The organism is Oryzicola mucosus (assembly GCF_014534685.1).
In the GTDB taxonomy this organism is placed as follows: domain Bacteria; phylum Pseudomonadota; class Alphaproteobacteria; order Rhizobiales; family Rhizobiaceae; genus Oryzicola; species Oryzicola mucosus.
In genome coordinates this window covers 834,922-856,040 of the sequence record NZ_JACVVX010000001.1, presented here as the reverse complement: position 1 = coordinate 856,040, position 21,119 = coordinate 834,922, and the positions used below count along the sequence as shown (strand labels likewise).

Annotated in this window: 22 protein-coding genes; 8 read left to right on the top strand and 14 right to left on the bottom strand. The window is 62.6% G+C overall.

Features of this window, described 5'->3' with window-relative positions:
- Positions 1-36: 36 nt before the first annotated feature.
- The 6 genes from ruvA to ICI42_RS04010 form a co-directional block, all read right to left on the bottom strand.
- Positions 37-654 carry a Holliday junction branch migration protein RuvA gene (gene ruvA, locus ICI42_RS04035; RefSeq protein WP_188163220.1) on the bottom strand — a complete coding sequence of 206 codons (618 nt, stop codon included), beginning with the start codon at positions 652-654 and terminating at the stop codon, positions 37-39.
- 7 nt (positions 655-661) lie between these two features.
- Entirely contained in the window at positions 662-1,075 is a 414-nt protein-coding gene (locus ICI42_RS04030; RefSeq protein WP_188163219.1) for a type II toxin-antitoxin system VapC family toxin, read from the bottom strand.
- Positions 1,059-1,319 (bottom strand): AbrB/MazE/SpoVT family DNA-binding domain-containing protein, encoded by a 261-nt coding sequence (locus ICI42_RS04025; RefSeq protein WP_188163218.1) that lies wholly within the window; start codon positions 1,317-1,319, stop codon positions 1,059-1,061. Before ICI42_RS04025 ends, ICI42_RS04030 begins: the two co-directional genes overlap by 17 nt.
- Positions 1,320-1,384: 65 nt before the next feature.
- The gene (ruvC, locus tag ICI42_RS04020) at positions 1,385-1,900 is read right to left on the bottom strand and encodes a crossover junction endodeoxyribonuclease RuvC (RefSeq protein WP_188163217.1); all 516 of its coding nucleotides are present in this window, start codon (positions 1,898-1,900) and stop codon (positions 1,385-1,387) included.
- Positions 1,901-1,959: 59 nt separating this feature from the next.
- Complete coding sequence (rcdA, locus tag ICI42_RS04015) at positions 1,960-2,484, bottom strand: protease adaptor protein RcdA (protein ID WP_188163216.1); 525 nt, start codon at positions 2,482-2,484, stop codon at positions 1,960-1,962.
- A gap of 230 nt (positions 2,485-2,714) precedes the next feature.
- Positions 2,715-3,488 carry a DUF1223 domain-containing protein gene (locus ICI42_RS04010; protein WP_188163215.1) on the bottom strand — a complete coding sequence of 258 codons (774 nt, stop codon included), beginning with the start codon at positions 3,486-3,488 and terminating at the stop codon, positions 2,715-2,717.
- A gap of 188 nt (positions 3,489-3,676) precedes the next feature.
- Between ICI42_RS04010 and ICI42_RS04005 the strand changes: the two genes are divergently transcribed.
- A complete protein-coding gene (locus ICI42_RS04005) occupies positions 3,677-4,345 on the top strand; it encodes a ceramidase domain-containing protein (protein WP_188163214.1) in 669 nt (222 codons plus the stop codon).
- Between the two features lie 26 nt (positions 4,346-4,371).
- Here ICI42_RS04005 and purH read toward each other — a convergent pair whose 3' ends face one another.
- The 4 genes from purH to htpX form a co-directional block, all read right to left on the bottom strand.
- Positions 4,372-5,988: a bifunctional phosphoribosylaminoimidazolecarboxamide formyltransferase/IMP cyclohydrolase gene (purH, locus tag ICI42_RS04000; protein ID WP_188163711.1), complete on the bottom strand. Its 1,617-nt coding sequence runs from the start codon at positions 5,986-5,988 to the stop codon at positions 4,372-4,374.
- A 157-nt stretch (positions 5,989-6,145) separates the two neighbouring features.
- Entirely contained in the window at positions 6,146-7,858 is a 1,713-nt protein-coding gene (locus ICI42_RS03995) for a heparinase II/III family protein (RefSeq protein ID WP_188163213.1), read from the bottom strand.
- A gap of 115 nt (positions 7,859-7,973) precedes the next feature.
- A complete protein-coding gene (locus ICI42_RS03990) occupies positions 7,974-9,359 on the bottom strand; it encodes an RsmB/NOP family class I SAM-dependent RNA methyltransferase (RefSeq protein WP_230980141.1) in 1,386 nt (461 codons plus the stop codon).
- Positions 9,356-10,405, bottom strand: a complete 1,050-nt coding sequence (htpX, locus tag ICI42_RS03985) for a zinc metalloprotease HtpX (RefSeq protein WP_188163212.1) — start codon at positions 10,403-10,405, stop codon at positions 9,356-9,358. Before htpX ends, ICI42_RS03990 begins: the two co-directional genes overlap by 4 nt.
- A gap of 123 nt (positions 10,406-10,528) precedes the next feature.
- Here htpX and ICI42_RS03980 point away from each other — a divergent pair, with 123 nt between their 5' ends.
- The 3 genes from ICI42_RS03980 to ICI42_RS03970 all read left to right on the top strand — a co-directional run bounded on the left by ICI42_RS03980 (position 10,529) and on the right by ICI42_RS03970 (position 12,201).
- Entirely contained in the window at positions 10,529-10,741 is a 213-nt protein-coding gene (locus ICI42_RS03980) for a DUF1674 domain-containing protein (RefSeq protein WP_330999115.1), read from the top strand.
- A gap of 100 nt (positions 10,742-10,841) precedes the next feature.
- On the top strand, positions 10,842-11,711 hold the full coding sequence (locus ICI42_RS03975; protein ID WP_188163210.1) for a transglutaminase-like domain-containing protein: 870 nt from the start codon (positions 10,842-10,844) through the stop codon (positions 11,709-11,711).
- Positions 11,712-11,754: 43 nt separating this feature from the next.
- Positions 11,755-12,201 (top strand): thermonuclease family protein, encoded by a 447-nt coding sequence (locus ICI42_RS03970; protein WP_188163209.1) that lies wholly within the window; start codon positions 11,755-11,757, stop codon positions 12,199-12,201.
- 57 nt (positions 12,202-12,258) lie between these two features.
- Here ICI42_RS03970 and ICI42_RS03965 read toward each other — a convergent pair whose 3' ends face one another.
- Entirely contained in the window at positions 12,259-12,810 is a 552-nt protein-coding gene (locus ICI42_RS03965) for a hypothetical protein (RefSeq protein ID WP_188163208.1), read from the bottom strand.
- Positions 12,811-12,862: 52 nt separating this feature from the next.
- On the opposite strand from ICI42_RS03965, the gene ICI42_RS03960 reads away from it, so the two are divergent.
- From ICI42_RS03960 to ICI42_RS03950, 3 genes are all read left to right on the top strand, one after another.
- Positions 12,863-13,312: a MaoC family dehydratase gene (locus ICI42_RS03960; RefSeq protein WP_188163207.1), complete on the top strand. Its 450-nt coding sequence runs from the start codon at positions 12,863-12,865 to the stop codon at positions 13,310-13,312.
- A 3-nt stretch (positions 13,313-13,315) separates the two neighbouring features.
- Positions 13,316-14,185, top strand: a complete 870-nt coding sequence (locus ICI42_RS03955; RefSeq protein WP_188163206.1) for an HpcH/HpaI aldolase/citrate lyase family protein — start codon at positions 13,316-13,318, stop codon at positions 14,183-14,185.
- Between the two features lie 646 nt (positions 14,186-14,831).
- Positions 14,832-15,881, top strand: coding sequence for an aldo/keto reductase (locus tag ICI42_RS03950; RefSeq protein WP_188163205.1), 1,050 nt, complete (start codon positions 14,832-14,834; stop codon positions 15,879-15,881).
- 10 nt (positions 15,882-15,891) lie between these two features.
- Here ICI42_RS03950 and ICI42_RS03945 read toward each other — a convergent pair whose 3' ends face one another.
- From ICI42_RS03945 to ICI42_RS03935, 3 genes are all read right to left on the bottom strand, one after another.
- Positions 15,892-17,010 (bottom strand): DUF2235 domain-containing protein, encoded by a 1,119-nt coding sequence (locus ICI42_RS03945; RefSeq protein WP_188163204.1) that lies wholly within the window; start codon positions 17,008-17,010, stop codon positions 15,892-15,894.
- A 265-nt stretch (positions 17,011-17,275) separates the two neighbouring features.
- On the bottom strand, positions 17,276-18,382 hold the full coding sequence (locus tag ICI42_RS03940; RefSeq protein ID WP_188163203.1) for a branched-chain amino acid ABC transporter substrate-binding protein: 1,107 nt from the start codon (positions 18,380-18,382) through the stop codon (positions 17,276-17,278).
- A gap of 146 nt (positions 18,383-18,528) precedes the next feature.
- The gene (locus tag ICI42_RS03935; protein ID WP_188163709.1) at positions 18,529-18,801 is read right to left on the bottom strand and encodes an usg protein; all 273 of its coding nucleotides are present in this window, start codon (positions 18,799-18,801) and stop codon (positions 18,529-18,531) included.
- 309 nt (positions 18,802-19,110) lie between these two features.
- On the opposite strand from ICI42_RS03935, the gene acs reads away from it, so the two are divergent.
- Complete coding sequence (gene acs / locus ICI42_RS03930) at positions 19,111-21,066, top strand: acetate--CoA ligase (RefSeq protein WP_188163202.1); 1,956 nt, start codon at positions 19,111-19,113, stop codon at positions 21,064-21,066.
- Positions 21,067-21,119 lie beyond the last annotated feature (53 nt).

The window sequence follows — 21,119 nt, the reverse complement described above, 5'->3', positions numbered from 1 at the left end:
AATAGTAATAGTAAGGAATTTCAGCTCCGCAACACGTCACCGGGCCAGCTCCTTCAGCCCGAGCCGGATGAGTTTGGAGGAATCGGCGTCCTCACCCGCCGTCTTCAGAGCCGATGCGATGGCGTTCGCGGCGATGTCGCGGGAGTAGCCGAGATTGACCAGCGCGGAAACCGCATCCGCGATCGGCGCAGGCGCCACGCCCTCACCGAGTTCCTGCTTGAGCCCGATGGTGCCCGTCGCCTCGCCCGCGAAGGCCGGCGCCTTGGTCTTCAGTTCGGTGACGATGCGCTCGGCCACCTTCTTGCCGACGCCCGGGGCGCGGCTGACCATGGCGATGTCGCGCAGTGCAATCGCATTGGCGAGTTCAGGCGGCGTCAGCGTCGACAGCACGGCCAGCGCCACCTTGGCGCCGACGCCCTGGACGTTGTTCAAAAGCAGCCGAAACCATTCGCGTTCGAGCTGCGACTGGAAGCCGTACAGCCGGATCATGTCCTCGCGCACATAGGTTTCGATGAACAACACCACCGCCTCGCCGGGATGCATCGCTCCCAGCGTGCGCGTCGAGCAAAACGCGACATAACCGACGCCATGCACGTCGACGACGCATGAGTCCTCGCCGATCTCGTCGACAGTGCCTTTGAGCTTGCCGATCATCTGGGCCTCATGAGTGACTCTCGGGAGTAACAAGCTCCACCTGCGGGAAATAGGTGCGGTAGCGGCGGGTATCGCGCGTCATGAGGCGATGCCCGGCCACACTGGCATGCGCGCCGATTAGAAAATCCGGCAAGGTCTGCGCACGCCCGCCACCTCTGGCACGGTAGTCGCGATGCGCCCAACCCGCAATCGGCGCCGCTTCCGCTGGTATATTCTCGAACGTCCACAATGCGGAGACGAAGACAGCGTTGTAGTTTTCCAACGTCTTGAACGCGTGTGCGACCTCGGCCGCAATGACGACGTTGTAGATCAATCCGCCACGCGACAACGCACTGCCGATTGCGCCTCTAGCCCAATCCTTCCAAGGCGATCCACGCTCCAAAAGGTCGATGATGATGTTGGAGTCAATCAGCGTCGCCATCGCCGCCTCGCGTCAGGGTCATGATCTCGTCCGAGTTAAGACCGCTGTCACTTGTGCCTTCCAATTTGGCGAACCAATCCTCAAGGCTTCGGTGCAAAACGCTTTCCCGCCCGCCCGGCACCCTTACAAGTTCCACGACGCCATCCGAACGCTGGACGAAATCGACCTCCATGCCCGGCTCGATGTTGAGGCGGTCTCGGATGTTCTTGGGGATGGTAACCTGGCCTTTTTCCGTCACGCGCATGGTAATACCTCTGTGGTATTACTTATCCACCGACCGTGAACAAGTCAAGAACATACTGACAAACCTCATCCTGCCAGCTCGGCCCTGAGCCGATAGGCCGGGCTTTGCCGGTGATGGGTGTGGCAGATGGCGATCGCAAGCGCGTCAGCGGCATCCTCGGTATCGAAGCTCGCCTTGGGCATCAGCACCTTGACCATCATGACGATCTGCTTCTTGTCGCCATGACCGACGCCGATCACCGCTTTCTTCACGGCATTGGGCGCATATTCGGCAACCGCCAGGCCCGCCAGCGCCGGGACCAGCATGGCAATCCCACGCGCCTGCCCAAGCTTCAAGGTCGCTGCGGCATCTCTGTTGACGAAGGTGGCTTCCACAGCCGCTTCATGCGGCATCAGCGAATGGATGACGTCGGAAAGCCCGTCATGCAGCTGGCAGAGCCGTGTCGCCAGGCTCATCTTTTCGTCGGAGCGAACCGTGCCGGCCGCGATGAAACGCAACGAATTGCCGAGGCTTTCCACAACGCCCCAACCGGTGCGGCGCAGGCCCGGATCAATGCCAATGATACGAATCGCTTCCGTCATACCCGAACCTTATCTTTCGGGCGCCACGAAGCCAGAGAAATGTGAACAAACCGAAAACGTCAGCCGCGACCGAAGGCAGTGTTGAGCAGAGTGATCTGGTCGGAAACCGGGTTCTGCGACCGATGCGGAAACGGCATGAACCCGTTGCCGTATATTTCGTCGTCCATACGCCGCACCAGCGATTGCAGACGCAGCGAACGGCGGACGAGGCCTATGAAGTCTTCGGGCAGTTCGCCCCAGCCAAGCGCGTCTTCATGCGCCGACGCTGTATCGAGCCGAACCTTGGCCTTTTCGGAGGCAACCTGGTCGCGGGTCATTTCACCCGAATTGGCGGCACGCTGGAGCAGCAGCCACGAAGCGACCTGCATGAGCCGCGTCGTCAGGCGCATCGACTCCGCCGCATACAGCGTTGCCGCGTTGCGCGACAGCCGCTTGGCCTCGGCGCGACCTTTGCCGTCGAGATATTCGGCTGCATTCTCCACCAGCCCCATGCCCTCTTCATAGAGCGGCTTGAAGGATTGCGAGAACACGCGGTGCTCGGCCAGCTTGATCGTGTTCGGGCTCGTGGCGAAAGGCTCGTTCATCAAAAAATTCCTGCATCCCCGCTAAACGGCATATCAGCCTGTTCCGGCTGTTTCGACCGCGTAGACCCCAACTCTTGCGAGAAGATGGTGGAAAATGCGCTTACCCCCCATTGAAGGCAAGCTTATGTTTAACAGAAGGTTAACGGGGGTGAATGGACAGCCTGGGGCTGTGATAAAAATGAAAAATCCGTTCTGAAACGGTACAAATTGTGACCTGAAATGGGATGCCGCTATTGCGGTGCGGCAGCCGAATCAAAGTTACGCACAACCACCGCGCCGAGTATGGCGCCGGGCAGTCCTTCCGTGTCGACTTCCTGCAGCAGGACGGCGCATCCGCCCTTTTTGCCCATCACCTTTTTCGGCAGTTCGAAGCGTGCGGCCTTGCCATGCCACATGCCGACCGTCTGGATGTCGGTGACGGAATTCCAGTAGGTGACCTCGCGGCCCTGGTTTTCGCCGCGATCGATGGTGATCGGACGCGGCGCATCGAAATGCACCAGGACAAGGTGAGCTTCCTTGTCACTGGGAAACTCGCCATCGGCCGATGATCCGGTTTCGATCAGCATGCTGTCCCCCTGCTTGCTGATGCTGATCGGCACGCTCAAGCCATTGCCATCGGACTGCATCTTGCCCAGCGTATCGGCAAGCGCCTGTCTCTTCGCTCCATTGACATGAACGCGGCCATTGACCACGGCCTGCGGCGTATACACCGACCGCGACTTGAAGGAGCGCATATAGTCGTTCTGGCGCGCGGTGTTTTCTTCGGTTGCAAGCGTGTCGCGCCAGCCAAGATAATCCCAATAATTCACGTGATAGGCGAGGGCGACGATGTCGGAGCGCTTGGCATATTCGGAAAACAGCGCGTCGGCGGGCGGGCAGGAATTGCACCCCTGGCTGGTAAACAGCTCGACCACGCCCACAGGCTTACCGTCTTCGGCAAAAGCCGACCCCGCAACAGCCGATGCTGCCAGCAGGGCTGCCAGCGTGATGGAAATGCGCCTCATGGTCGTTCCGATATCCCGCAGCTTTTCGCTGATATTGTTTTTGTCGCAGGATGTTTGTCAGAAGACAGCATCAACAGGAAGTCACGTTGCAGTGAAATTTAGCACCCGGTGTTCAAAGCGCCCGGCCCGTACTAACGGAAAGTTGGTGAATCCTTCATAAAGCTCAAGGTTCAGGATGGGAGACCGACATGGACCTTTTCGCCTCGATCGACCTCTATTGCGAGCGACTCGATGCCGGCTTCTGGTCGGAACCGGTCAATTTCCTGTCCAACCTGTTCTTCGTTGCCGCGGGTCTCTGGGGCATTTATCAGGTTCGTCAGCGCCGAACGGGCGGCTTCGCTGAGCTGATGGGCTGGTGGGTGGTCGCCATCGGCATAGGCTCGGGCCTGTTCCACAGCTTCGCCAACCGGCTCACCATCTGGGCCGACATCGTCCCCATCGCGACGTTCACCCTCGCATACACGCTGTTCTGCCTGCGCCGCTTCATGGGCATGCGCTGGGGCAAGGCGATTGCGATCTTCCTTGCGTTTTATGCCGTCGTCGGCTTCGCAACCTACATGGTGCCGGATTGGTTGCGGCTCGCCACCAACGGCAGCACCGGCTACCTGCCCCCCTTCCTGGCGCTGATCTTTTTCGGCATCCTCGTCATCCGCAGCGGGAATCCGGCTGGATGGTACAACATCATCGCCGCGATGATCTTCATCGGCTCGGTTAGCTTTCGGATGATAGATCCGATCGTCTGCGAGGCGCTGCCGATCGGAACGCATTTCCTCTGGCACACACTCAACGCCCTGATGCTCGGCGTCGTTCTCGCAGCGGTGGCCAAATACGGCGCTCCGCGCAGCGTGTATCGCTGAAAGGCTTAGCTGACGAAAGCCTGGCGCTAGTGCCGGAAGTGCCGCACGCCGGTGAACACCATGGCGATGCCGCGTTCGTCGGCAGCAGCGATGACCTCGTCGTCGCGCATCGAGCCGCCGGGCTGGATCGCCGCGGTCGCGCCCGCGTCGATGGCCGAAAGCAGGCCATCGGCAAAGGGGAAGAACGCATCCGATGCCACCACCGAGCCGACAGTTAGTGGCTCCTTCAGGCCCGCTACCTCGGCGGCATCGAGCGCCTTGCGGGCGGCGATGCGCGAGGAATCCACACGGCTCATCTGGCCGGCGCCAATGCCCACCGTGGCGAGGTCCCTGGCGTAGACAATGGCGTTGGACTTGACGTGCTTGGCGATGCGGAAGGCGAATTTCAGGTCTTCCCATTCGCGCTGTGTCGGCTGGCGCTTGGTCACCACGTTCAGTTCCAGATTGTCGACGATGGCGTTATCGCGCGACTGTACCAGCAATCCGCCCGCCACCGACTTGACCGTGAGACCGGCGCGGTCCGCATCCGGCAACCCGCCGGTGACCAGCAGGCGCAGGTTCTTCTTGGACGCCACGATGGCGCGCGCCTCTTCTGTGGCGTCGGGGGCGATGATCACTTCGGTGAAAATCTTGACGATCTCCTCGGCGGCCAAGGCGTCGAGAATGCGGTTGAGCGCCACGATGCCGCCGAAAGCCGAGACCGGGTCGCAGGCCAGCGCCTTCTCATAGGCGGCCTTCAGCGTGCCGCCTTCCGCCACGCCGCAGGGGTTGGCATGCTTGATGATGGCGACGGCCGCCGTGCGGACAGGGTCGAACTCGCCGACCAGTTCGAAGGCGGCATCGGTGTCGTTGATGTTGTTGTAAGACAGCTGCTTGCCCTGAAGCTGCCGCGCGGTGGCGACGCCCGGACGCTGTTCGCCGGTCAGGTAGAAGCCGGCATTCTGGTGCGGGTTTTCGCCGTAGCGCATCACGCTCTCCAGCCTGCCGCCGAAAGCGCGCCATTTCGGCTGATCGATCTCCAGCGCCTCGGCAAACCAGTTCGAGATTGCCGCATCATAGGCGGCGGTGCGCGAGAACGCCTTGGCGGCGAGTTCCTTGCGCAGCGACAGCGGCAGGCTGCCATTGTTGGCTTTGATCGCCTCGATCAAGCGGGGATAGTCGGCGGGATCGGTGACAACAGCGACATAGGCATGGTTCTTGGCCGATGCCCGCACCATTGCGGGGCCGCCTATGTCGATGTTCTCGACCACCGAGGCATAATCGCCGCCCGAACGCATCACCTCCTCGAACGGATAGAGGTTCACCACCACCAGATCGATTGGCTGAATGTTGTGCTCAGTCATGGCAGCCGCGTGCTCGGCGTCGTCACGGATGGCCAGCAGCCCGCCATGCACCGACGGATGCAGCGTCTTGACCCGCCCGTCCATGATTTCCGGAAACCCGGTCAGCTCCGAGACGTCGCGGACGGCAAGGCCGGCCTCCGCGATGCTTTTGGCCGTACCGCCGGTCGACACAAGCTCGACGTCGATATTGCACAGCGCCCGGGCGAAATCGACGAGCCCGGTCTTGTCGGACACGGACAGCAGCGCACGCCGCAGTGGGACGAGATCGGGAGCAGGAATTTTTTTGGAAGCGACGGCCATGCCGGAAACGCCTTTCGGAAGTTGCTGGGCGCGCTCCAAAACCATGGCACGCCCGCCGGAAACGGATGGCGGGGCCGTACCACATGGGGCCGGGAAATCAAGGTTTGCAGCCGCTTTGGCCGCACACTGGCTTAGGCTTTCGACAGTTTATGTCCTGTTATGCCTTGCCGGGACCTTCGATCCGCTCAAAACGCCAGTTGACCGTGCTGACATCCTGCAGCGGCAGAGCCAATACCAGCTGGCGGCAGCGGCGGGGTCCGCTCAATCCGGCGAAATAGATCGACTCCTCGATCTGGGGCTCGACCTCGTCGGCGGTGAACACCCAGCCATCGCCGCCCGGCGCGCGCAGAATGAGGCGGTCGCCCGGCTGCCGATACAGGTCGATATCGGGATGGATGTGGAAGCGGATGGCGGCATGGTCGCCCTCGGCGCGCGCAGCGACCCGGCCGCTGGTGAGGAAGCTGTCGGCGCCCGAAAGCACCGCGCCGCCGTCGGACAGCACCAGCGCGCGTTCGTGGTACAGTCCGAAGCGCGAAGCATAACCATCGTGACGGGCAAAGAAGCCCTGGGTGCTTTGCGTGTCGGTGCGCTCGCATGTCACCACGCGCGGTCCCGCGACCAATGGCTCGCCGAGCATGTCGCTGATGCGCTGCGAATGGGCGAAGCGGGCCGATGATGTGTCGTTGATGGTCGCGGTCGAATGCGCGGCCGTCGCTCTTGCCAAGGGACGGAACTCAGGCGCGCCGAAGGTGTCGGTGCCCGCATTGACGACATAATGATGCCGCCCCAGGGAAAGCTCGAAGGAGAGGCAGCCGGCATGGGCTGCACCCGAGACTTCGACGGGAGGGGCCGCGCCCGTATCGGCGATGACGGTCGCATCGCCCATCGACAGTCGTTCATAGCCCGAATGCGGCGCATGCAGAAGCGGCGCTCCGCCGGTCTCGTCATGGCGCAGTATGGCGGCCAGCCGGTCCGCAATGGTCACGCCCATGCCGTTGAACCGGGCAAGACTGCCGTCGCGGTGCCGGAAGAAGCGCAGCGCCGGAAGCATACGCTCGATGGCGTTCACAAGCGCTTCAGGTGGCGTTTCGGCCTGGTTGGCATAGGTCTGGCGCAACGGCAGAAGGTCGGCGAGAATTTCCAGAACCGCCATGGGGTTGCGCGAGATATGGCCGCCATCGGGCAGGATTTGTCGGTCGAGTTCTTCGGCGAGGTTGCGTGTCGCCGACCGCAGGGCCGATGCGGATGTCGGCAGCGACAGCGCAGAGAAGGCGAGCGCGATGCGCGCTCGCAGCCTGTCTTCGCTGCGCGGCATGCCGCGCACGGTGGAGCGCAGATAGCGGATCTGCAGGGCGAGCGAGCGCAGGAAGCTGCGGTAGACCCGCAGTTCCGCGCCTTGCAGCACGACGGAGGAATGCTGCAGCCAGGAAATGATGCGGCGGGCGGTGACGGCGGGATCCCAGGCCTCGCCGGAAATACGGCCACCATGCATCGCGATCCAGTCGGACACCAGCGCACGCGCATTGGCCGAAGACAGCTCGGTGCCGGCCGCGCGCATGTGGCGCAGCCATCGGAAACCATGCAGGCTGCGCTGCCAGCCGCGATGCGCGACCTCCATCTGGAAGGGTGAGTTGCCGCTCGTCTCGACGAGATAACCCGACAGCGGAAAACGGCCATAATAGATTTCAAGCGCGATCTGCGGATCGGCAAGGCGCAGATCGGGCGGCGCGATCAGCACGCGCTCGGGCGTGCGGCCGGAATACCGCCAGCGATAGGTCGGTCCGGCCCGCAGGCGTCGTCGCGTCTTGCGCCAAAACTCTCTGGCGACGAGCGCCCAAAGGCGCGTCGTATCGTCCGCCAAAATGGTCAACAATCCTCCTGCCGTCTGAAAGGAACGGCAGAACACTCTATTTGATTCCCCGCTTGGTGCGACAGCCCCCAAAGAGGCATCATCCACCGCCCTTTTGCAGTAGGGTCAGGGACGCTCACCGCCTGCGGAAACGAGCTGCGAAGAAGCCGTCGAGCCCAGACAGTTCGGGTCTATCGAGTGCAAGCCCCGCCGGCGTGGTCCTGAGCCAGCCCTGACCGGTCAAGAAAGCCTCCGCCCCCGGCACCTCATCGGTGGAGAAGGGCATCGGTTCGATGTGTCCGGCATGATCGGCCTGGAAGGCGGCCGCCAGGACCTCGCCCTCAGCAGGGTCGAGCGAACAGTTGGAAAACACGATCGTACCGCCCGGCCGCACCAGATCGATGGACCGGTCGAGCAGCTTGCGCTGCACCGCGGCCAGCTTGACGATGTCTTCCGGCGTCTTGATCCACGGCACATCGGGATGCCGCCGCACCGTGCCGGTGGACGAACATGGTGCATCGAGCAGCACGGCGTCGAACAGCTCTTTTGGCTCGTAGGCGAGGATATCGCTGACGACCGTCTCGGCTTGCAGCCCAAGCCGCTCCAGGTTTGCGGCCAGCCGCTTAAGCCGGTTGCGCGATGTGTCGACAGCCGTCACCTCGGCTCCCGAAAGGATCAGTTGCGCGGTCTTGCCGCCCGGTGCCGCGCACAGATCGGCGACCCGCTTGCCCTTGATATCGCCGAGCAGCCTGGCCGGAAGGGCGGCGGCGGCATCCTGTACCCACCACGCACCTTCGGTGAAGCCCGGCAGTTCGGTCACCCCAGCCGAAAGCTTCTCTACACGCACTGAACCGGTCGGCAGTACGATACCGCCAAGCTTTTCGGCCCATCCGGCGGCGCCCGACTTCACCGAGAAATCCACCGGCGCCTCGCTGCGGTGGATGGCCAGGATGGCCTCGGCTTTGTCCTTGCCATAGGCTTCGCGCAGGCGCGCGGCGAACCAGTCCGGCGCATCGCGCATTCTGTCGAGCGCCGGCGCAAGCTCTTCGGCCTTGGCACGCGCCAGGCTGCGCAGCACACCATTGACCAGACCGGAGAACCGCACGGTGCGGGGGTCGCCCTTGGCGTGGGTGACGGCAAGGTCTACGGCGGCGCTGTCCGGCACGTCGAGAAACAGGATCTGCGTGGCTGCGACGTGCAGGATATGCGACAGCGCCGTGGCATTGGCCGGCAGCGGCTTTTCCAGCCGCTTGGCCAGGAGCGCGGCGATGGTGCCGCGATAGCGCAGCGCCGTCACCAATATGGCGCGAACCAGAGCCCGGTCGCGCGGCTCGAGCGCACGATATTGCGGATGGCCGTGTTCCTGGTCGGTCATGCCGTCGAGCGGCGTCTTGGCGTCGATGACGGCGGCCAGAAGCTTGGCAGCCGTCATGCGTGCTGCAAGGCCCGGAACGTCGGATCCTGGCCTGTCGGCGTAGTGCTTGTTGAAGGGGGCTTCCCGCGTCCGGCCGGCGCCGCTCAAGACCTTGGCCTCTTGGGGCCGGTGGGATTGCGGCCCCAGGGATTGGGGCGCGGCTGCTCAGGCGCGGGCGGCTGCTTCGGCTGGGAGGGGCGACCGCCCCAGGGGCCGGCAGCCGGCGTCTCCGGTTGGCGCGGTGCGGCCTGGCGTGGTTGGGCGGAAGCACTCGGCGCGGGCCGGTTTGCTGCCTGCGGTTGCCGTCCCATGCCCGCGCGCGCCATCTCCTGAAGTGCTGCGATGCGGTTATCGGTGTTGGGGTGGGTGGAGAACAGATTGTCCATGCGCTGGCCGGACAGCGGATTGATGATGAACATATGCGCCGCCGCCGGATTGCGTTCCGCGTCGGGATTGTGGATCTGCTGAACGCTGCGGGCGATCTTGTCCAGCGCCGAGGCAAGCCACAGCGGGTTGCCGCAGATTTCGGCGCCGCGCCGATCGGCGGAATATTCCCGCGTCCGGCTGATGGCCATCTGCACCACCATCGCGGCCAGGGGCGCCACGATCATCGCCACCAGCACGCCAACGAAGCCGAGCGGATTGTTGTTGTCGCGGTTGCCGCCGAAGAAGAAAGCGAAGTTGCCGAGCATGGAAATCGCACCGGCGAGCGTCGCGGTGATTGTCATGATCACCGTGTCGCGGTTCTGCACATGGGCGAGTTCGTGCGCCATGACGCCAGCGACTTCCTCATGCGACAGCCGCTGCAGAAGTCCGGTCGTGGCGGCAACCGCTGCATTCTGAGGGTTGCGGCCGGTGGCAAACGCGTTCGGCTGCGGATTGTCGATCAGATACACCTTCGGCATCGGCAGTTCGGCACGCTCGGCCAAAGCCTTGACGATGCCGAAATATTCCGGCGCGTTGCGCTCGTCGACCTCCACCGCGTGGTTCATGCGCAGAACCATCTTGTCGGCATTCCAGTAGCTGAACAGATTCATGCCGGCAGCCATCAGGAAGGCGATCATCATGCCGCCCGAACCGCCGATGAGATAGCCGACGCCCATGAACAGCGCTGTCATCGCCGCCAGAAGCATCGCCGTCCGCATGATGTTCATCGCCTACTCCATATCCGTGGCGCCGCTTTTGCCCGTTCGGGGTCGAATGCGGCGCGTGCCTCCGCTATATGATGGGAGACAGGTGCACATGTTTCAATTGTTGCGGGAAGTCCAGTGACGAAAATAGAAAACCCCGACGCCACGCCGGAACCGGACCAAACCCCGGCAAAAGAGCTATCGCCGGCGGCCAAACGTGCGCTTGCAGAAGCCGAAGAACGCCGCAAGGCGTACGAGGCAGCGACGGCCGCCTTGCCCAAGGAGATCGGCGGGCGCGGCGGCAAGGAGCCCGGACGCTATGGCGACTGGGAGGTGAAGGGCCTCACCAGCGACTTTTGACCGGAAGCCCCAGCGGAATTTCGACGGCGCCGCGGAACCGCGAATAGCCGGCTGCGTTGAATGGACTGATATTTTTCAGTCAGCGCTCCGGAGCTACGCCATGCTGATCCGACTCGGCTACGAGATTGCCATCGAATGCCAGCAGGCGATGCCCGTCATCTCGCTTCTCGACATCCATCCCGATCGTCAGGGCGACATCAAACGGCAAACCAAGGTTCTGACGTCGCCCATCGTCCCCAGCGATACATACAGCGACATTTTCGGCAACACCTGCCGCCGCTTCAGCGTTCCCGCCGGCGGTTTTCGCGTGTTGTACGACGCCGTGGTCGAGGATTCGGGCCAGCACGACCTGACCAATCCGCTCGCTCAGGAAACGCCGATCGAAAAACTCCCGCCTGAGGCGGTCGGCTTTCTTCTCGGCAGCCGCTACTGCGAGACCGATCACCTCTCCTCCTTGGCCTGGAGCCTGTTTGGAAATGTTCCGGCGGGCTGGGCAAGGGTTCAGGCAATCTGCGACTATGTCCATAACCGCCTGTCCTTTGGCTACAGCTATGCCCGCTCGACCCGGACGGCTGCGCAGGCGCATGACGAACGCGTCGGCGTCTGCCGCGATTTCGCGCATCTCGCGATCACGCTGTGCCGCTGCATGAACATCCCCGCCCGCTATGTGAATGGTTATCTCGGCGACATTGGAATTCCCGCCGATCCCGCCCCGATGGATTTTTCTGCATGGTTCGAGGCATTCCTTGACGGCAAATGGTATTCGTTCGACGCCCGCCACAATATGCCGCGCATAGGCCGCATCGTTGTCGCGCGTGGCCGCGATGCGACAGACGTTCCGCTGCTTCACAGCTTCGGTCCCCACCGCCTGTCCTTGTTCAAGGTCTGGACCTACGAACAGGGCGAATCCCCAGCCCAGCCGCCCTATCGTGATTTCAACCGCGTACAGGACGCACGGATGCTGGCCTGATTTTTCGCTTGCCTCAATATTGACTTAGGAATAAATACCCTGAATGCGTTCAGGAAAATATTCCTTCGTTGTATTGTGCTCCGTCCTGCTGCTGGTAGGCACTCCTGCACGGACTGAAAACCGGTCGTTTGCCGGGCCGGTGGAGGCGACCGTTATCGACGTCTTGGACGGAGATACGTTTCTGGCGGAGGCCAAGGTGTGGCCCGGTCATTCCGTTCGCGTCAACATCCGCATCCGTGGCATAGACGCTCCCGAGATGCGGAGCCGCTGCGAAAGCGAACGAGAGGCAGCGCATCGGGCGCGCGATGCGCTGGCTGCGTTGCTCGGCGCTCGGCCCATCCTGCTGTCCAACATTGGCGGCGCGAAATATTACGGACGCGTCCTGGCCGATGTCGCAAGCGGCAGTGGCGAGGTTGTCGCCGAAGCCATGCTGGCTTCAGGCAAGGTGCGGGCCTATGACGGCGGACGCCGATACAGCTGGTGTGGGTAAACCAGCTATCACCAACGCTACATCTTCAATCGCGTAGGCGGCGTCGCCGGTCCGACATCAGAAAATATTGGGCCGGCTCTGATCGGGCTTAGCAGGCTGAATCAGCCTGATCCGCTCGCGCTTGGCTGCCGTCCCTGTTTCCTGGAGAATGGCGACCAGGCATTCGCCCGCTTCGGCACCCCAGGCTTGTCCTTCGCAGGCAAGATCGGTGTGGCTCGGCACGCTCGCATCCTTCTTCTTTTCCCGCAGCGCGTTGGAGATGGTGTCGCTTGCAGCCGGCGAGATCAGGCCGGGACCTGCGACCGGCGTCAGCAGGATCGCCACAAAGGCGCCCAAAGCGAAAATAGCGAACATCGCCAACGGATGTTCGTGAGACCGGCGGCGCAAAGCCAGCCTCGGCATGGCGTGCTCTGCTGTGTTTCCGTTGGAGCTCTCGGCACTGCTGATAGAATTAGAGAAGCGAAACATGGATCCCCGCTGTTCGTTATCATTCATTTTTGCATGAAACGAAGATAATCGCGCCTTGTAACAACAGCATGCCGCTGCGTTAGATTTTTCGGGTCCGAAGGCTCGCTGCAAATCCTCGCCTTGAAACACGGCGCTATACAACGGGCGCAGCCGCCGCTAGCCTTCCGGTCACCTATGGCAGTTGGGGGAAAGCATGGCCGGTCTATATCTGGAGGAGTTTGTGGTCGGCCAGGTCATCCGGCACACGCTGACCAAATCCGTGACCGAAAGCGACAACATGTTCTTTTCGGTGATGACGCTGAACCCGCAGCCGCTACATATCGATTTCGACTTCGCCGCGAAAAGCGAATGGGGCAAGCCGCTGGTCAACTCCTTGTTCACGCTCGGCCTGATGGTCGGCATTTCCGTTCACGACACCACCTTGGGCACCACCATCGGCAATCTCGGCATGACCAACACCAGCTTCCCGCATCCTGTCTTCCACGGCGATACGATCAGGGTCGAGACGGAGATCAAATCCGTGCGGGCATCGAAATCCAAACCCGACCGTGGCGTTGTCGAGTTCGAGCACCGCGCCTTCAACCAAGATGGAGCGCTGGTCGCCCAGTGCACCCGCCAGGCGATGATGATGAAGAGGCCCTGAACGATGCGCTCTCTTCTCTTTGTGCCCGGCGATTCCGAGAGAAAGCTGGAAAAGGGTTTTTCCAGCGGCGCAGACGTCGTCATCGTCGACCTTGAGGATTCCGTCTCGCTCGACGACAAGCCCCGCGCCCGAACCATTGCCGCAGCAGTCATCGCTGCCCACCGGGCGTCTGCCTCCGCCAAAATTTATGTCCGCATCAACGATTTCTCGACCGGACTGGGCGACGACGATCTGGCAGCCGTCGTTCCAGCCCGACCGGACGGCATCATGCTGCCCAAGTGCAACAGCGGCGCGGATGTGCAGCGCCTCGCGGGCCTCCTGCGGGTCTTCGAAGCCGAGAGCGGCTGGGAAGACGGCGCAACCGCCATTCTGCCCATCGTGACAGAGACGGCGGCGGGCGTGCTCTCCGCCGCCAGCTATGCCGAGACGACACATCCGCGCCTTGCCGGCCTGACCTGGGGCGCCGAAGACCTCGCCACTGCGGTCGGTGCGCGCACCAACCGCGATGAACGGGGCCGCTATACCGATGTCTTCCGGCTTGCCAGATCCTTGACGGTGCTCGGCGCATCGCATGCCGGCGTGGCCGCTATAGACACCGTCTTCGTCGACTTCCGCGATATGGACGGGTTGCGCGCCGAATGCGTCGAGGCCGAACGCGACGGCTTTACCGGCAAGATGGCGATCCATCCCGCCCAGGTGGCCTTGATCAACGAGGTCTTCACACCGAGCGAGGAAGCCGTCGCCCATGCCCGCGACGTGGTGGCCGCCTTCGAGCAGGCCGGCAATCCCGGCGTGCTCGCCATCGGCGGCAAGATGTATGACCGGCCGCATCTGCGCGGCGCACAGCGCCTGCTCGCGCGTGCCCGCGGCTGACGGTTTTGCATCGACCCGGACGCTCGCCGAGACTCGAACGTGTTTCAAGTCTTGATCCATGGGCTGCGAGGCTGTACAGCCGTTTTCAGTGTCCACGTAGCTCAGTTGGATAGAGCACAGGATTCCTAAGGTGAATTGGGCGTTGCGGCAGGAAACTCCGCAACGGATCTGCTCAAAGTCGGGGAACGCTTCGCCACGCATGCGGCATGCCGATCCCGAGCCAAGCCGGCGGGTTCGCCGGAAGGTGTAGAGACTGGACGGGCAGCACCTAACGGCTTCGGCCCAGGGTGAAGGGACAGTCCAGACCACGAACGCCGCAAGGCGGCGGCGAAAGCCGAAGTGGGATGAATCCTGGGGTCGGAGGTTCGAATCCTCTCGTGGACGCCATTTTTTAGCAGGATGGGAAAGAAGGCGCTGGAGCAAGAATCTGCTACAGTGGATAGTGCTTTTTATCGAAGCGCTGCTCACTGGACAGCGGTTCATGACATTCGGATGAAATTTTCGGCTTAGCGTTGTCGCTGCTTCGGGTCGGCTCCATATGTGAGAGGTCGCGCCAAACCATCCGGTGCGTCCCTCAATCGATCATGTCTGTGCGCCCGCGGCGATACGTCCCCGCCCGCCGCAGCATCCATCCGGAGAAATCTTCATGCGCTACAATCAGCTTGGCCGCACTGGACTGTTCGTTTCCGAAATCTGCCTCGGCACCATGACCTTCGGCGACCCAGGCGGCGAGGGCCAATGGGGCGCCATTGCCAGCGTCGACCAGAATGCCGCCGATGAGATCGTAGAACGCTCGCTCGCAGCCGGCGTCAATTTCATCGACACCGCCAATGTCTATTCCTTCGGCGCTTCGGAGCGCATTCTGGGCCAGTCGCTGATCAATCTCGGCGTCAAGCGTCAGGATGTCGTCATCGCCACAAAGGTCTATGGCTCGATGGGCAACGGCCCTAACGACCGGGGCGCCTCGCGCGGCCATATCATGGACCAGGTCGAAGCCAGCCTCGACCGGCTGCAGACCGACCATATCGATCTCTACCAGATCCACGGCACCGACCCGGTGACACCCATCGACGAGACCCTGAAAGCCCTCGACGACATCGTCTCCAGCGGTCTCGTGCGTTATGTCGGCGTTTCCAACTGGCAGGCCTGGCGCATCGCCAAGGCGCTCGGCATTTCCGAGGCCAAGGGCTATGCCCGCTTCGAGACCCTGCAGGCCTATTATTCCATCGCCGGACGCGATCTCGAACGCGATATCGTCCCTCTGCTCAACGAGGAGAAGCTCGGCCTGATGGTCTGGTCGCCGCTGGCCGGCGGACTGCTGTCGGGCAAATACGGTCCCGATGCGCCGGGCAATGGCGAAGGGCGCCGCGCCAGCTTCAACTTCCCACCGGTCGACGAAACCCGCGGCTGGGCCTGCGTCGCCGAAATGCGCGAGGTGGCGAAAAAACACGATGTCAGCGTCGCCACGGTGGCGCTCGGCTACGTCCTGGCCAAACCCTTCGTGATGTCGGTCATCATCGGCGCCAGCCGTCTGGACCAGCTCGAGCAGAACCTCGCCGCCACGGGGCTTGATCTGGATGCCGAGGATATCGCCCGCCTCGACAAGGTGAGCGCCCTGCCGCCGGAATATCCGGGCTGGATGCTGGAGCGGCAGACCGCGGGCCGCCGTCCCGCGCCCTTCGACCCCAAGCCCTGAGGCTTGGGGCTTAGGGATAGCGGTCCTCCACCCTTGGATGCCTTCTGAGGGAGTTGGGCCGGTAACGCGGTAGGTGCCGGTCAAACCGATTCTCGATATCACCGCAAAGCGCGTCGAGGTCTCGGCTTTCGCCCCTGACGCTGCGGTCGGCGGGCAGCCAGAACGTGCCCCACCCCGTGCGCTCGTCGTGCTGCTTGCCCAGCAGATTTTTATCGATCGTCACCGTCAGCGGAATGTGCAGACCGGCGAGCTTGCGCAGCCGGTCGAGCATCCAGTCCAGCGACAGGTCGGCGAGTTTCCAGTCGTCGTCCTCGTCTTCATAGCCGCCGCCGATGTCGGAATGAACGCCGGGAAACCAGACCTGTTCGATGACCTGGCCGGCGGCAGTTCCCTCCGGCGTCGGATCGTCCCAACGGATGGGCAGGAACGCCTTGCGGTTTTCGTCGATGGAAAGCGCCTGCAGTCCGACTGGCACACGCGGCGACAATTCGGTGTCGTGGAACTTGTGCCGCCACGGGTTGGCGAGGTTCATCAAGCCCGGCAGACCGAGTGATTTGACCGTGTCGAACACCCCGACCACATCGGGCACCACCGGTGCCGCCTGGTATGTCGCGGCGAATGCTTTACCCGCCTTCTTGCGCTCGGCCTTGTCTCGCATCTTGTAGGCTTCGACGGCCTCCAGGGCGATGGCGCGGCGGCGTTCGGCGCCCTTGCCCTTTTCGTCCTTCGAGATCGGCTTGCTGCCGTCGCTCGTCGCAAGCCCGCAGGTCGACAATGTGCCGCCCAGACAACGAACCGTGTAGGCTCCACGACTGAAGCCGAACACGCCGATCTTCACGCCCGGTCGCCAGCGCAGCAGCAGCGCCTCATAGCAATCGACGATGTTGTCGGTGATGCCCCATCCCGTCGCCTTGGCGAAGAGATTGCGCGCCTTGCGGGCTGGCGTGTCGTCCTGGTCCTCTTCCGGCGCACCAAGGCCCGCATCGTAGAACGCGTCGAGATAGGGTTTGTCGGAGGCGGCCGCATACATCTGGAAGATGTTGGTATTCTTCCTGGCGGCATCTTCGCGAACGCCGCGTTGGCCTGTTCCGTCCGAAAAGATCAGACACCAATGGCTTGGTTCCGGCATGCGACCTCCAACCTTCGGGAGTAGTCGGCTCACATCGTCACGCCATCAATGTTTCATCGAAGCAGCTGCAAATCAAGCGGGTACGGCACTCGAAATACAATTTTTAATTGCATCGACTGTCCTCGATGCCCGGAATCGTTTGCATGCTCGTCAACCGGCGTCGTCGGAATTTCGAGTAGCCGCCGCGAGGGCAAGAGCTACCAGACCTCCAGCCCAGATACGAAAGCCGGGCGCTCGGCCCGGCTTCCGCAGATATGCGCTGTGCTTATTCGGCAGCGACGATCTTGCCGCCTTCCCACTTGAACAGCGAGAAACTCGGCGAGCTCAGATCGCCGGTTTCGCCATAGGTGAGCTTGCCGATTGCGGTCAGGATTGGCTCTCCGCCCTTGAGCGCGGCGGCGACCGCCTCGGCATCCTCCGCGCTGCCTGCCTTCTCGATGCCGGCCTTGAGCACCTCCACGGCGGCATAGGCGTTGAGGGTGAAGGCCTCCGGCGGGATCCCCTTGTCGTTCAGGGCTTTCACGGCCGCCGCCGAGTCCGGGTTCTTCAGCGCGTCGGTGGCGTTGGTGAACAGCGTTCCCGCCGCCGCCTCGTTGCCGATGGCCCAGAACTCGGTGTTGGACAGGCCCTCGCCGCCAATGATGGTGGCGTTGACCGCTGCATCCTTGAGCTGGCGCGCCAGAAGCCCGCCCTCAGGGTGATAGCCGCCGAAATAGATCACGTCGACATTGTCGGCCTTAAGCCGCGTGATCAGCGCGGAAAAGTCCTTCTCCCCGGGGTTGAGCGAGTTGGCGGCGACTTCCGTCACCCCGCCCGCATTGATCGCGGCTTTGAACGCGTCGGCCAGGCCTTTTCCATAGGTGCCCTTGTCGTCGACAATGGCGATGCGCTTGTCCTTCAGGGCCTTCAGGACGTAGGCAGCCGCCACTTCGGCCTGCTGGTCGTCACGGCCGCAGGTGCGCAGCACGTTAGTCAGCCCGCGCGCGGTCAGGTCCGGCGCGGTCGCGGTCGGCGTCACCATCAGGATGCCGTTTTCGGCAAACACGTCCGAAGCTGGCACCGCGACGCCCGATGTCACCGGTCCGACGACGAAGCGGATGCCCTCGCCGACAAGCTGGTTGGCGGCCGAAACGCCCTGCTTGGGGTCGCCCGCATCGTCGGCCAGCTTGAGCGTGACCTGTTCGCCGAGAATGCCGCCATTCTTGTTGATCACCTCGACTGCGGTCTGGGCGCCGTTCTTGACCTGCTCGCCATAGGCGGCGACCGGGCCGGTCAGCGGCGCGACGAGGCCGATGACGATCTCCGCATAGGCAGCCGAGGACATGAGCAGGGATGTGGCGAGCGCAAGCCCGGCCAGTGTCTTTTTCTTCATTTGGTTTCCTCCTTGTAGGCGTGCCGGGATCCATCCCGGCTTCGACTCAAAGCCGAACCCATCACTTAGGAGCAAGCCTGCTCATGCACAATCGACCAGCCGCCGGCGGCTTGTCGTCCAGTGCTCATCCCAAAAGCTTCGACTGATCAGTGCAGCACGATCTCGCCGTCGACCTTGCGCCATTCGCTGGCGGAAATCAGCTTCTTGTGGGTATAGCGCACCGAGTGCAGCGGACCGTCCAGCTTCGCCTTCCAGAAATCGATGAAGCCGAACAGGACAGGAAATTTGGGAGCGAGGTCGTAGTCCTGCCAGACGAATGTCTGCAGGACGTGAGGGTGATCGGGCATGTGGTAGAGAATTTCCGCCGTGGTCAGGCCGTAGCCCTTCATCATCAGTTCGAGTTCAGCAGTGCCGCGCATTGCAAGTCCTTCCATGATGAACCATCCTCCCAAATCGAGAGTGTGCGACCCGATGGTTAACCGTCTATTGAAATCGGCTGATGCGATCGTGGGATTCCATCATGAAATCATATGGTTGGCAGCCATCTCCGGCGGCTGCTAATTCATCGCTGAAGGACACGCCCCATTCTCGGATGCGGCAGGCTGTCGCCCTGCCGAATGTCTAATGTCGCCAGATTGGAAGGCCTGCTAGAACAGCCGAATTCGCCGCGATCAGGCGAGCGCCGCGCGGGAGACGCGGCGCCCGAGCTTTGGGAGGAAGAAGGTCAAATGTCGGAAGTCCATGTTCACCGCGTCCAGCCGGAGTGGAAGGAAAACGCTCTCATCGACAACAAGACCTACCAGAAATGGTATACCGAGAGCATCAAGAACCCGGAGAAATTCTGGGACAAGCATGGCAAGCGCATCGACTGGTTCAAGCCCTACACCAAGGTCAAGAACACCTCCTTCACCGGCAAGGTCTCGATCAAGTGGTTCGAGGACGGCGTCACCAACGTCTCTTACAACTGCATCGACCGCCATCTGAAGAAGCGCGGCAACCAGACGGCCATCATCTGGGAAGGCGACAATCCCTACGACGACAAGAAGATCACCTATAACGAGCTCTACGAGCATGTCTGCCGGCTCGCCAACGTCATGAAGAAGCACGGCGTCAAGAAGGGCGACCGCGTTACCATCTACATGCCGATGATCCCCGAAGCGGCCTATGCGATGCTCGCCTGCACGCGGATCGGCGCCGTTCATTCCATCGTCTTCGGCGGCTTTTCGCCAGATGCGCTCGCCGGCCGCATCGTCGATTGCGAATCGACCTTCGTGATCACAGCCGACGAGGGTTTGCGCGGAGGCAAATCGATTCCTCTCAAGGACAACACCGACAAGGCCATCGACATCGCCGCACGCCAAGGCATCACCGTCGAGAACGTGCTGGTGGTGCGCCGCACCGGCGGCAAGGTCTCCTGGTACGACAACCGCGATCTCTGGTATCACGACGAGGTCCGCGCGGTGAAAGCCGACTGCGAGCCCGTCAAGATGAAGGCGGAGGACCCGCTGTTCATCCTCTACACGTCAGGCTCCACCGGCAAGCCCAAGGGCGTGCTGCACACCACCGGCGGCTATCTCGTTTATGCCTCGATGACGCATCAATATGTCTTCGACTATCATGACGGCGACATCTACTGGTGTACCGCCGATGTCGGCTGGGTCACCGGCCACAGCTACATCGTCTATGGCCCGCTGGCCAATGGCGCGACCACGCTGATGTTCGAGGGCGTGCCCAATTATCCCTCGGCCTCGCGTTTCTGGGATGTCATCGACAAGCACAAGGTCAACATTTTCTACACCGCGCCCACCGCCATCCGCGCGCTGATGGGCGCGGGCGACAGCCACGTTACAAAAACGTCGCGCAAGTCGCTGCGGGTGCTGGGTTCGGTCGGCGAGCCGATCAATCCCGAGGCCTGGGAGTGGTATTTCAACGTCGTCGGCGACAAGCGGGTGCCGATCGTCGACACCTGGTGGCAGACCGAGACCGGCGGCATTCTGATCACGCCTCTGCCCGGCGCCACCGACCTCAAGGCCGGCTCGGCGACGCGCCCCTTCTTCGGCGTGCAGCCGCAACTGGTCGACAATGAAGGCCAGGTGCTGGAAGGGGCCGCCGACGGCAATCTCTGCATCGTCGATTCCTGGCCCGGCCAGATGCGCACCGTCTATGGCGACCACGAGCGTTTCGTGCAGACCTATTTTTCCACCTATAAGGGCAAATATTTCACCGGCGACGGCTGCCGCCGCGACGAGGACGGCTATTACTGGATCACCGGCCGCGTCGACGACGTCATCAACGTCTCGGGCCACCGCATGGGCACGGCGGAGGTCGAGTCCGCGCTGGTCAGCCACGACAAGGTGTCGGAAGCCGCCGTCGTCGGCTACCCGCATGACGTCAAGGGCCAGGGCATCTATTGCTACGTCACGCTGATGAACGGCATCGAATGGAGCGACGACCTGCGCAAGGAACTGGTCGCCCATGTCCGCAAGGAGATCGGCGCCATCGCCTCGCCCGACAAGATCCAGTTCGCGCCGGGCCTGCCCAAGACGCGCTCGGGCAAGATCATGCGCCGCATCCTGCGCAAGATTGCAGAGGACGATTTCGGCGCTTTGGGCGACACCTCTACGCTGGCCGATCCAGCCGTGGTCGACGACCTGATCGAGCACCGCCAGAACAAGAAGGGGTGAGGGAGCGATCCGCTCAGCGGACAGGAAGCCAACGATTGGCTTCCTGGGCGACC